At 64.8% G+C, this 12469-nt stretch carries 8 protein-coding genes; 4 read left to right on the plus strand and 4 right to left on the minus strand.

Annotation, left to right across the window (positions count from 1 at the left end; all coding sequences use genetic code 11):
• Positions 1–281 precede the first annotated feature (281 nt).
• Positions 282–3263 (plus strand): CHASE domain-containing protein, encoded by a 2982-nt coding sequence (locus tag ALA01S_RS09995; protein ID WP_169805890.1) that lies wholly within the window; start codon positions 282–284, stop codon positions 3261–3263.
• A 209-nt stretch (positions 3264–3472) separates the two neighbouring features.
• Entirely contained in the window at positions 3473–3697 is a 225-nt protein-coding gene (locus ALA01S_RS10000; RefSeq protein WP_066335462.1) for a hypothetical protein, read from the plus strand.
• An 18-nt stretch (positions 3698–3715) separates the two neighbouring features.
• Here the strand turns inward: ALA01S_RS10000 and gloB are convergent, their stop codons facing one another.
• The 4 genes from gloB to ALA01S_RS10020 all read right to left on the minus strand — a co-directional run bounded on the left by gloB (position 3716) and on the right by ALA01S_RS10020 (position 9201).
• A complete protein-coding gene (gene gloB / locus ALA01S_RS10005) occupies positions 3716–4486 on the minus strand; it encodes a hydroxyacylglutathione hydrolase (protein ID WP_066335569.1) in 771 nt (256 codons plus the stop codon).
• A 102-nt stretch (positions 4487–4588) separates the two neighbouring features.
• Complete coding sequence (locus ALA01S_RS10010; RefSeq protein ID WP_066335464.1) at positions 4589–6157, minus strand: GMC family oxidoreductase; 1569 nt, start codon at positions 6155–6157, stop codon at positions 4589–4591.
• A 68-nt stretch (positions 6158–6225) separates the two neighbouring features.
• Positions 6226–6858: a tat (twin-arginine translocation) pathway signal sequence gene (locus ALA01S_RS10015; RefSeq protein WP_238455752.1), complete on the minus strand. Its 633-nt coding sequence runs from the start codon at positions 6856–6858 to the stop codon at positions 6226–6228.
• Positions 6859–7179: 321 nt separating this feature from the next.
• On the minus strand, positions 7180–9201 hold the full coding sequence (locus tag ALA01S_RS10020) for a sigma-54-dependent Fis family transcriptional regulator (RefSeq protein ID WP_238455753.1): 2022 nt from the start codon (positions 9199–9201) through the stop codon (positions 7180–7182).
• Positions 9202–9657: 456 nt separating this feature from the next.
• Here ALA01S_RS10020 and ALA01S_RS10025 point away from each other — a divergent pair, with 456 nt between their 5' ends.
• A complete protein-coding gene (locus ALA01S_RS10025; protein WP_066335467.1) occupies positions 9658–11325 on the plus strand; it encodes an aromatic/alkene/methane monooxygenase hydroxylase/oxygenase subunit alpha in 1668 nt (555 codons plus the stop codon).
• Positions 11326–11393: 68 nt separating this feature from the next.
• The gene (locus ALA01S_RS10030; protein WP_066335470.1) at positions 11394–12455 is read left to right on the plus strand and encodes an NADH:ubiquinone reductase (Na(+)-transporting) subunit F; all 1062 of its coding nucleotides are present in this window, start codon (positions 11394–11396) and stop codon (positions 12453–12455) included.
• Positions 12456–12469 lie beyond the last annotated feature (14 nt).

A 12469-nucleotide genomic window follows, 5' to 3' on the forward strand; every position in this document is an offset into this window, starting at 1 on the left:
ACGAATGAGGCGCTGCGCGGGTGGTGCACGGGTAGGAATGGCCCATTTGGTGAAAGGCAGCCGCGCGTAAACTGCTGGTCTACATCAATTCAGTCCCGGCATTGCTGCCCGCACAGGCGAGCCCTACGGTGCTCCGGGGACGGCGAGACGGCAGGAGGCGTGATGGGCTGCTCCGCGGTATCTGCAGTGCGTGCGCCGGCATGAATGCGCTGCCGGCCGCGCACGCATCGCCGCTGCGGTGGCCTGCGGTGCTCTTGATGGTGGGGATCGCGTGCGCCGGCATGGCTTGGCAATGGCAGGTGCGGGCCAATGCGGAGGAGGAGAACGCGCGCTTCTCCGTGGTCGTCGAACGCGCTGCCGAACGCTTGCGCGGCCGGATGCAGCTTTACGAATCCGGCGTGCGCAGCGCGCGGGCCGTCGTGCTGGCGGCCGGGGCCGAGGCCATCACGCTCGAACAATTCCGGGCGGCCGTGGACTCTTTGGCGCTGGAGCAGGAGTTCCCGGGCGCGCGCGGCTTGGCTTATGCCCGCCGCGTGGAGGCGGGCCGGGAAGCGGAGTTCCTGGCGGCGCGGCGCCGCGAGATGCCGGACTTCCACATCCGTGAGCTGGCGCCGCACGCGGACGACCATGTCGTGGTCCAGTTCATCGAGCCTTTGCCGCGCAACCTGGATGCCCTGGGGCTCGACCTGGCGTCCGAGCCTCGCCGGCGCGACGCGGCGCGCGCGGCGTCACTGAGCGGCGAAGTCCAGTTGAGCGCGCCACTGCGGCTGGTGCAGGCTCGCCACGAGGGCGAGCGCGCGTTCCTGCTGATGCTGCCCATCTACGAGGGCGCCATGCCTGGCGACGCCCGGTTGCGCGAACGCCGGACCCTGGGCTGGAGCGTGGTGCCCATGGTGGCCGAGGAGGTGCTGAAAGACTTCGACGACGACCGCGGCGCCTTCGCCATCACGCTGACGGACGTCACGCAGCCGCAGGCACCGGAGCGCTTCTTCACCTCGGCGACGTGGTTCGCGCCGGTTCCCCACACGCTGGTGCGGCAGGCGACGATCCGGTTGGCCGGCCGGGACTGGCTGGTGCAGGCCCAGGCGCTGCCGCCCTTTGTCGAGCGGCTCAATCTGCGCTCGCCCGCCAACCTGGCGGGCGCCGTGGTGACGCTGTCGGCCTTGCTGGCGCTGCTGCTGTACGGCGGCCTGCGGGTCGAGCACGAGCGGCGCCTGGTACGGCGCGAGCGGACGGTGCGGGCTGCCGTGGTGGACAGCGCGCAGGACGCCATCGTTATCCACGGCCTGCAAGACGAGATCCTGGGCTGGAACGCCGCCGCCGAGCGCCTGCTGGGCTGGCAGGCGCACGAGTTGCGAGGGCAGCGGCTGAGTGACCTGATGACGCCGGCCGAGCTGCGCGAGGAACAGCGCCGCGCGCTGGAGCGCGTGCAGCAAGGCGAGCCGGTGACGCCTTTCGACAGCGTGCGGCTGGACCGCAGCGGCCAGCGCCTGGACGTCACCGTGTCCATGGCCCCGATCCGCGACGAGCAGGGCCAGGTGGTGGCCGTGGCCACCACGCTGCACGACATCCGGGCCCGCAAGGCGGCGCAGGCGCGCATCGTCGAGCTCAACGCCACGCTGGAGCAGCAGGTGCACCAGCGCACGGGCGAGTTGCAGTCCATCCTGGACTGTGCGGCCAGCGCCGTGGTGGCCACCGACCTCCAGGGCCGCATCACGATGTTCAACCCCGCGGCCGAAGCGATGTTCCGCCTGCCGGCAGCCCAGGCGCTTGGGCGCTCCGTCCTGGACTTTTGCGACCCGCGGGAGCTGGAACACAAGGCCCAGGCGATGCCCAGCGACGTGAAGGCGCATGCGAGCGCACTGCCGCCGGCCTTCAGCGAGCCCATGCACCGCACCGACCCGCAGCCCGCAGTTGACGCCGGCCAAGGCCCGCGCAGCGACTGGACCTACGTCCGCGCCGACGGCACGCGCTTTTCCGGCTTGCTTGCCGTGAGCGTGCTGCGCGACGCGCAGGGCGAGGCCCGCGGCCTGTTGAGCGTGATCAGCGACCTCACCGAGCGCAAGTCCATGGAGGCGGCCCTGCAGCAGCGCACCGAGCAGGCCGAGTCCGTCAGCCTGGCCAAGAGTGCCTTCCTGGCACACATGAGCCACGAGTTGCGCACCCCCATGAACGCCATCCTCGGACTGGCGCACCTGCTTGGCCAGGACGGCCTGGCACCGCGCCAGGCCGAGCAGGTGGCCCGCATCGACGACGCGGCGCGGCACCTGCTGTCCATCATCAACGACGTCCTGGACCTGTCCCGTATCGACGCCGGAAAACTGCGGCTGGAGGAACGCGACTTCCAGTTGTCCGCGCTGCTTGAGCAGGTGCGCTCCATGGTGGGCGAGGGGGCCGCAGCGAAGGGGCTGAGGCTGGAGATAGAGGCTGATGAGGCGGCGCCGTGGCTGCGCGGCGACGAGACGCGGGTGCGCCAGGCGCTGCTCAACTATGCGGGCAACGCCGTGAAGTTCACCCGGGCCGGCCACATCGTGCTGCGGGCGCGGCTGCTGCAACAGCGCGAGGACGGCGCCCTGCTGATGCGCTTCGAGGTCGAGGACACCGGCGTGGGCATCGATGCGCAGCAGGTCGCGCGACTGTTCGAGGCCTTCGAACAGGCCGACACATCGACCACGCGCGAGCACGGCGGCACGGGGCTTGGCCTGGCCATCACGCGGCGCCTGGCCGAGCTCATGGGCGGCAGTGCCGGCGCACAGCCGCGCGAGGGCGGTGGCAGCATCTTCTGGTTCACGGCCTGCCTGGGCCGTGGTGCCGCTGTGCAGCACCGCGAGGAGGCCCCGCCGGTGCGGGCTGACCTTGAGTTGCGCCGGCGCCACGCCGGCGCCCGGGTGCTGGTGGCCGAGGACAACATCGTCAACCGTGAAGTGGCGCTGGCATTGCTGCGTGCGGTGGAGCTGCGGGTGGACTTCGCGGAAGACGGCCAGGCCGCCGTGGAGGCCGCCCGCCAGTCGCCCTACGACCTGGTGCTCATGGACATGCAAATGCCCGTCATGGACGGGCTGCAGGCCACGCGGGCATTGCGCGCGCTGCCCGGGCTGCAAAACCTATCGATCCTGGCCATGACGGCCAACGCTTTCGACGAGGACCGCAACGCCTGCCTGGCCGCGGGCATGGACGATTTCGTGGCCAAGCCGGTGCAGCCCCAAGCCCTTTACGCGACGCTGCTGAAGTGGCTCGACCGCCGCGATGCCGCCACCGCCTGAATGGACCGCAGCGCCGGCCCGTCAAACCGGAGCGGGCTGTTTGTGCCTATTTAGCGACGGCCCTATCTGTAACGCCTGCTGTTCGTTGCTGAAGGTGCAGGGGTGCCACTGCCCGCTCATTGATGGTAAAAACTGATCCCCTTCAATGCGCGCCGCAAATGCAAAATTGCAATCTGTGGTGCGCCATATCGTCAACTACAGGAGAAGTCATGCTCAGCAGAGAGATAAATATTCAAATCGAAGGAAAAACCGAGGCGGACGTGGAAAAAGCAGTCAAGGAAGTGTTTCGCCTGATTCGGGGTGGCGACATGAGCGGGGGTGATGGCACACCAAAATATAGCTATAACTTCGACGTCCAGGACAGTGGGGAGGAGGAAATGGGGGACGATGACGAGGATGAAGAAGAAGGCTATGGCGACGAAGACAGTGCGTAATGACCATCGCGAGCTTGCCTAAAACCTGTCTTTCCAGGCCCTCAGCGCGGCAAATATTTCGACTTCATTGAATGCGTCGGGATGGAAACGCCTGACGGCTTTTTTGATGGCGGCGTGCCGGCTCCGCAGGAAGGGATTGATGCGCAGTTCTTTCTCTATCGAGCTTGGCACGGTGGGGAGCCCCTCCGCCAGCAAAGCCTCGCAGTGCTTGATGTTCGCGGCAATGTCTTCATTGTCGGGATCGACGGCCAGCGCAAACTTCAGATTGCCCAAGGTGTACTCGTGGGCACAGCAGATTCTCGTCGGCCCAGGCAGCGCTGCAAGCTTGTCGAGGGAGCGCAGCATTTGCTCCGGCGTACCCTCGAACAATCTTCCGCATCCGGCGGAAAAAAGCGCGTCGCCACAAAACAGCAGCGGGGTGCCGTCGAAGTCTGGTGAGTAATAGGCGATATGGCCGGCAGTATGGCCAGGCACATCCAGCACGCGGAACTCGATGCCCAGCGCGGACACCCGAGCCCCTTCAGAGAGCCTGTGGAAGGAGTGTCCGGCCATCTCGGTGGCGGGCCCGAATACAGCCGTTCCGGTGGCCTCGCAAAGATGCCGTACGCCACCTATATGGTCAGCGTGGTGGTGGGTGATGAAAATGCCCCGGAGTTGCAGGCCGTGAAAATGCAAGTAATCCAGCACGCTTGCGGGCTCGCCCGGATCGACGACCCATGCCTCCAACCCGTTTTGAAATAACCAGATGTAGTTGTTCTGAAATGCCCTGATTGGCGAAAGCGTCCACATGAGCTTCTTGCCCTCCTGGGTTGGCCCATCGAGCCCCATGAGCCCGGTGCAATGGACCGGCCGGCTGCCTTTAGAGCACCGGCCGGCGTGCTGGCCTGTATTTCAGACCGCGCGTTCCTTCATGAGCTTGGCAATATGATCCGCCTGCCTGATGGCGAGCGTCACGATGGTGAGCGTGGGATTTTCCGCGCCGCCCGTGGTGAACTGGCTGCCATCCGAAATGAACAGGTTGGGAATATCGTGGGTTTGGCCGTACTTGTTGCAAACGCTGTTTGACGCCTTTTCACCCATGCGGCACGTTCCCAGATTGTGCGTGGAGGGGTAGGGCGGCGTGCGGTAAGTGCGGATCGCGCCGGCCGCCTGATATACCCGCTCACCCTGCGTGAAGGCATGCTCGCGCATGGCCAGGTCGTTGGCGTGATCGTCGTAATGCACGTTGGGCACCGGGTTGCCCCATTTGTCCTTGACGTTCGTATTCAGGGTCACGCGGTTGGTTTCGCGCGGCATGTCTTCTCCCACGATCCACATGCCGGCCAGATTCGTGTAGCGCTCCATCCACCACGCAAAATCTTCTCCCCAGCCACCGGGTTCGAGGAATGCCGCCATGAAGGACAAACCCAGAGAAAGCGTCTCCATTTCATAGCCGCCGGCAAACCCGCGCTTGGCGTCATGCCCGGCCTCGTCGCGGACGATACCGGCCATCGTGGTGCCGCGGTACATGTGCACGGGGTCCTTGAAGGCGGCATAGACCGAGCCGGTGACGTGGCGCATGTAATTGCGCCCAACCTGGCCGGAAGAATTGGCCAAACCGTCCTTGAACATGTTCGAGGCCGACAACAACAGCAGTCGCGGCGTTTCTATGGAATTTCCGGCCACGCAGACGATGCGTGCCTTCTGGCGCCGCTCCTTGCCGTCCTTGTCGTAGTAGACGACAGCGCTGGCCTTGCCCTTGTTGTTGTGCTCGATGCGCACCACATGCGATTGCGGCCGCAATTCAAAATTCCCGGTAGCCTCGGCCTTGGGAATTTCGGTATAGAGCGTGCTCCATTTGGCGCCGCTTTTACAGCCCTGGAAACAGAAGCCGAGTTGCATGCAGCGTCCCCGCCCGTCGCGCGGCTCGCTGTTGATGGCCATGCGGCCGGTATGCACTTCCTTGTAGCCCAAACTGCTGGCGCCGGCATACATGACCTTGAAATTGTTGTTGCCAGGCAGCCCCGGAATTCCATTCGTCCGGGTCACGCCCATTTTGTCTTCGGCGCGTGCGTAATAAGGCTCCAGTTCCTCCAGCGTCAGCGGCCAGTCCAGGAGGTTGGCGCCGGCAATATCGCCATAGTGCGTCTTTGTCTTGAATTCATGGGCCTGAAACCGCAGCGAGGCGCCCGCCCAGTGCGTGGTGGTTCCGCCCACGGTCTTGCATATCCAGGCGGGCAAGCCTGCAAAATCCTTGGCGACACGCCAGGTGCCGGACGTGGTGCGAGGATCGAGCCAGGAAAGCTGCTGAAAGGCTTTCCACTCGTCGTTGATGAAGGTGGCATTCGATTGCATCGCGCCAGCCTCCAACACCACGACCTTGATGCCTTTTTGGCAGAGCTCGTTGGCCAGCGTGCCGCCGCCGGCACCTGAGCCAATGATGACCACCACCGAATCATCGTTGTCATTGAACTTCGCCATGCCTGTCTCCAAATATAAAAATGAATGTCGTCGGGAATAAATATGCAGTCAGCTCCGGGCAGCCCATATCAGCCAAAATACGGCTTGGGGCTGATCTCCAGCGGGGGCTCAGGCAGCCATTGCAGGTCCTGGAAGCCGCGGGTGATGTAGCCGCCCTTGTCCCAAGAGGCGCCCGGATAGCCGAAGGCGGCAAATGCAATATCGTTGTCGTAAAGCGACGTGATGCACTGTCCCCTCACGGTGGCGAAAAACGGCTTGCCCTCTAGGCTTTTGACAATCTGAAGCTGAATTTCCGGCGACGCCTTCAAGAAATCTCCGCCGGCAGCCTGGTGCAGCGAACGGATGCCTGCCACGAGCTGTTTGGCGGTATCTGCGTTTTTCTGGGCCTTGGCGTCCAGATCCTTGGCCAACAGCGCATAAGCCGCGTCAGGCAATTGTTTGTGGGGATAAAGCACTTTCCCCATCGCCATGAGCGTCCTGCCTTCCTTTTCGTTGAGTTTCCTGAGCTCCAGGGCCCAAGCGGTTGACGGGGCCAACGCCACCAGCGCACTGCCGGCCGCGATATGGCCGAATATCACGCCGGTTCCCCTCAACAGCTCTCGGCGGGTCAGTGGCAACTTCACCTTGCGAACCGCGCCGATTTCCTCCGTCGCCTGTTCGGCGCTGTGGTGGGTGGCGGGTTGGATGGAAATCGTGCGCATTCGGGTCTCCTCGTGGTGGGTCATGGGCTTGGCCGTGAAAGCCATCGCGCGCTGAATAAGCGCCGCTCCTCGGCTGCGGACGTGAATAGGCGTGCTCACGCCGCCCGCGAGCAGGCAGGGTCTTGTTCAGTGGTTTCTTTCAACGCTCGAAAAGCGTCGCGTGCGATTTAATGCACGGACCATGCCAGTCGATGAAACCCGTGCTGGACGGGGTCGCCGGCCCTGGAGAGCGCAAATGGCGCGCTGCGCGCCGCGGGGTTGCGGCGACCCATATTGAGGCAGGCGTCCGATAGTGAAACAGCGGGCCGTCGCGAGCGGCGTTCAGGCCTCGTCCGCGTGGCGGACGATGCTTTCCAGGCCATAGCGCTCGACCTTTCGGTAGAGCGTGCTGCGCGAGATGCCCAGGTGGCGCGCGGCCTGCGCCAGGTTGCCCTGCACCGACTGGATGGCACGGGTGATGGTCAGGCGCTCGGCGGCCTCCAGGCTGGCCGGCTCCGGTGCGGCCGGCGTGGCCGGTGCTGTCGCAACGGGTCTGGATGGCGCTCGCTCGGCGACGATCTCCTCGTCCAGCTCCTCGCACGACACGTTCACCGCGTCGCCCACCAGCAGCAGGCTCTCGACCACGTTGCGCAGCTCGCGCACGTTGCCGGGCCACGCGTAGGCGCGCAGCGCGTCCAGCACGTCCGGCGGAAAGTGCCGCTTGGGCACGCCGTGGCGCTCGGCCAGTTGCTGGCTGAAATGCTCGATCAGCAGGTCGACGTCGTTGCCGCGCTCGCGCAGCGGCGGGATCTTCAGCCGTGTCACCGCGATGCGGTGGTAGAGGTCGCGGCGGAAGCGGCCGGCCTCGACCTCGGCCCGCAGGTCGCGGTGCGTCATGGCCAGCAGCCGCACGTCCACGCGGCGGGGCCGGGTGTCGCCCAACCGGTACAACACGCCTTCCTCCAGCACGCGCAGCAGCACCGGCTGCAGCTCGGCGGGCAGCTCCCCGATCTCGTCCAGGCACAGCGTGCCGCCGTGCGCCAGCTCGAAGCGGCCCGCCCGGCCCTCGGACGTGGCGCCGGTGTAGGCGCCGCGCACGTGGCCGAACAGCTCGCCGGCAATCAGCTCCTTGGTCGCTGCGCCGCAGTTGAAGGTGATGAACGGGCCGTTCTCGCTTTCGCGGCCGTGCAGCGCCCGCGCAAACAGCTCCTTGCCCGTGCCGGTCTCGCCTTCGATGAGCACCGTTACGCGCCGCGCCGCCAGTTGTCGGGCCCTATCCATGGCCGCCTGCAGCGCAGGACTGCGGCCCGCCAGGTACGCGAAGCTGTTGCGCTGGCTGTCGGCCTCGGACTTCATCTCCATGGGGGACGAGGAGCGCACAGGCCGCTGCGGCACGATGACCAGCGCACCTATGGCCTTGCCGTCGGCCACCACGGGCTGGAACAGGTCGGCGCGAAAGCCCGCGGGCAGCCGCTCGGCCCAGGCCTCGACCTCGCCGCTGGCATCGAGCCCCGGCAGCGGCTCGCCGATGCGAATGCCGCGCGTGGGCAACTGGCCCGCGGCATGCACCAGGCGGCCGAAGCGGTCCAGCGCGATCATGCCCGCCGCGTCGGAGGCCGATACCCGCTTCAGGCACACCTCCAGCAACTGCAGCCGGTCGCGCATCGCACCCTCGGCCAGCACCCGCTCGATCTGCTGCGCCGCCGTCATGGCCAGCGTCAGGTTGTTGACCAGGAACGTATTGGGCGGCCCGGAGATGTCCACCACGCCGATGATCTTGTTGCTGACGGGCGCGCGTATCGGTGCGGCCGCGCAGCTCCAGCTCTTGATGCCTTCGCAGAAATGCTCGGCGGCATGCACGTAAGCCGGCGCGGCCGTCGCCAGCGCGGTGCCTATGCCATTGGTGCCCACCGCATCTTCGTGCCAGTTGCCGCCTTCCACCAGGCGGATTTCCTGGCCGGCTTCCAGCGTGCCCAGGTTGCCGGCGGCCTCCAGGACGATGCCGTCGGCGTCTGTGAGCAGCATGATGGAGCCGGACTCCGACAGCACTTGCGAGACGGAGTCGAACAGGCCCCGCGCGGCTTCCAGCAGCTCGTGGTTGCGCTCGCGCAGGCGCTGCAGCCGGTCTCCACGCACGGCCAGGGGCGCCGCGCGGCTCACCGGGTCCACGCCGGACTTCAGGCTGCGCTGCCAGGAGCTCAGCAGCGCCGTGGAGATCACGGAGGTCACCAGCACCTCGCCCGCCAGGAAGCGCTCCCAGGCCTTCATCACGTCATCGACGCTGAGCGCCTGGAAAGGCAGCCATGCCTGTGTTCTGTCCTGGGGCGACATCTTCGTCTCCTTGGCCGTTGCGACGGCTTTCATGTTCATTGCAAGCTGCAAAGCGGCGCGGCATCGTCTTGTACTGCCAAGGCAGCCCGCTTCGCAGGCGGCGGATGCTAGCTTTGCGATTGACTCGCATCAATTCAGTCCTATCCCTAGTGAAGCGTCCGGGGCAGGACGTGCTGGCGCTGCCGCGAGGCGCCCTGGGCGGCGCCAGCGTCCCAGGATCGGTCGCCGTGCGAACGGGCGGGTGTCGCAGAACACTACGCCGGCGCCGCCCTCACGAGCGGACAAGTTGCGTCTTCCCCCGTGAAGGCTGCTGCGGCGCGGCCGCGGCGGTGCTTGGCACAGCTCTCGCTAAATGAAGCCGGGCCTGGTCGATTGGCCCGCAAGCCGACGACCGCCAACAAGAGCAGATGGAGACATCACGAAGCACCGCCGGGTGCCTCGTGCCATGGGTTCCGCATCTGTTGACCTTGCCAAGTTAAGGAGAGCACGATGTCCGGTGGATTAACACTCAACAAGATCACTTCGCAGAAGGGGATCAGCATTGCCGAGGCGGCACGCCGTATTGCCGACCTGGGTTGGCAACCCAGCTATGTCCAGGAGGCGATGACCTTCCCGACCGACTACAAGATCAGCAAGGCCCCGCGCGATCCGATGAAGCAGGTGCTGCGCTCCTACTTCCCGATGCAGGAGGAAAAGGACAACCGCGTCTACGGTGCGCTGGACGCCGCGCTGCGCGGGGACATGTTCCGCAACACGCAGCCCCGCTGGGTGGAGTGGATGAAGTTGTTCCTGGCCATCATTCCCTTCCCCGAGATCTCGGCGGCGCGCTCCATGTCCATGCTCGGCCGCCTGGCGCCGGGCGAGGAGCTGCGCACCGGCTTCACCATGCAGATGGTCGACGAGTTCCGCCATTCCACCATTCAGATGAACCTGAAGAAGTGGTACATGGAGAACTACATCGACCCCGCCGGCTTCGACATCACGGAGGCCGCGTTCGGCAAGTGCTACGCCACGACCATCGGCCGGCAATTCGGCGAAGCCTTTATCACCGGTGACGCGCTGACCTCGGCCAACATCTACCTGCAGGTCGTGGCCGAGACCGGCTTCACCAACACGCTCTTCGTGGCCATGCCCTCCGAGGCGGCGCGCAATGGCGACTATGCGCTCTCGTCGGTGTTCCTGTCGGTGCAGTCGGACGAATCGCGCCACATCGGCAACGGGCACTCGCTGCTGATGTCCATCATCAACGATCCGGACAACCACCTGCTGCTGGAGCGCGACATACGCTATGCGTTCTGGCAGAACCACGCCATCGTCGACGCGGCCATCGGCACCATCATCGAGTACGGTACGACGGACCGCAGCAAGAACAAGGAGTCCTACGCCGAGCTGTGGCACCGCTGGATCTACGAAGATTACTACCGCACCTACCTGCTGCCGCTGGAGAAGTACGGCGTCAAGATCCACCACGACGACGTGGCGGCGGCCTGGGACCGCATCGTCAAGAAGAACTACGTGCACAAGGTCGCGCAGTTCTTTGCCGTGGGCTGGCCGGTGAACTTCTGGCGCATCGAGGCCCAGACGGAGAAGGACTTCGAGTGGTTCGAGCACAAGTACCCCGGCTGGTACGCGGAGTTCGGCGACTTCTGGAAGTGGTACGCCCGCAAGAGCGAGCCCGGCGAAACCAATATGCTGTTCGACCAGGAGAACGGCTACGTGTACCCGCACCGCTGCTGGAGCTGCATGGTGCCCTGCGTCATCCGGGAGGAGATGGTGGTCGACGAGGTCGATGGCCAGCTCTACACCTACTGCTCGGACCTGTGCCGCTGGACGCACAAGGTCGCCTTCTCCGACGAGTACGAAGGCCGCGCCACGCCGGCGATGGGCCGCTTCAGCGGCCGGCGCGAGTGGGAGGAGTGCTATCACGGCTGGGACCTGGCCGATGCCATCAAGGACCTGGGCTTCGTGCGGCCTGACGGCAAGACGCTGATCGCGCAGCCGCACCTGAAATTCGACGACAGGCACATGTGGACGCTGGACCACCTGCGCGGCCACACGCTGCAAAGTCCGCTGACCCTGCTGCGCGCCATGACGCCGGAAGCCCGCGAAAAGCATATTGCCGAGTATCGCCAGGGCTTCAAGATCAAATCCCTCTAACTCCCACCGCTTTCCCGGCATGTCGATTTTGACCGGGAAAGCGATCTTGAACAGTGGAGAAAGAAGTTATGTCTGAAAAGGTGACTCATACCGTGCGCCTGGAGCCGGTCGGCGTGGAGCTGGAGGTCGAGGAAGGTGAATGGGTGCTGGATGCGGCGTTCCGCCAGGGTATTGCGCTGCCCCATGGTTGCCGCGAAGGCCGGTGCAGCAGTTGCAAATGCGTCGTGCTCGAAGGCGATGCCGAGGTCAATGGGCATTCCACGTTTGCGTTGCCCGATTATGAGCGGGACAGCGGCCACGTGCTGCTGTGCCGGACGCAGGCCTTCAGCGATTTGACGGTCGAATTGCTGAATTATGATGAAGGCCTTTTGCGGCGCTCCATTGCCGTGAAGGATTTCGAGGGCGTGCTGCTCGGCATCACGACGCTGACCCACGACATCCGTTTGCTGGACGTGCAGTTGTCGCAGCCTATGAAGTTCTGGGCCGGGCAATATGTCGAATTGACCGTGCCCGATGCGGACGTGACCCGCTCCTATTCCATGGCGAGCACGCAGGCCACGCCGGACAGGCTGCAGTTCATCATTCGAAAATACCCGGACGGCAGATTTTCATCTTTGCTCGACGGCAGTTTGCAGCCGGGCACCGAGGTCAAGATCAAGGGGCCGTTCGGGAGCTGTTTCCGCCGGGAGGAGCGTACGGGCCCCATGATTCTGGTGGGTGGCGGCTCCGGCATGTCGCCGCTGTGGTCGATATTGAACGACCATATTTTGAGCAAAGAGCAAAGGCCTATACGGTTTTTCTACGGCGCCCGCACGAGAAAAGACCTGTTCTTCTTGGAAGAATTCGAGCGGATTGCCCAGCAGCTTCAGGATTTCGAGTTTATCCCTGTTCTCTCCCATGCCACCGAGGCCTGCGGGTGGAGCGGGGAAACGGGTTTCGTGCACACGGCGGTCGAGCGCATTCTCACGGCCCAGAAACTCGAAGGTGAAATGGATGCCTATACCTGTGGGCCGCCGCCGATGATAGATGCCGTACTGCCCGTGCTTCAACGGGTGGGTGTTGCGTTGGAAAACACGCACGTCGACAAATTTACCCAAGCAAGCGCCACTCCGGTCGAGCTTGCCCACTGATTTATCGAGGAGAC

It is taken from the genome of Azohydromonas lata NBRC 102462 (assembly GCF_001571085.1).
GTDB classification, from domain to species: Bacteria; Pseudomonadota; Gammaproteobacteria; order Burkholderiales; family Burkholderiaceae_C; genus Azohydromonas; species Azohydromonas lata.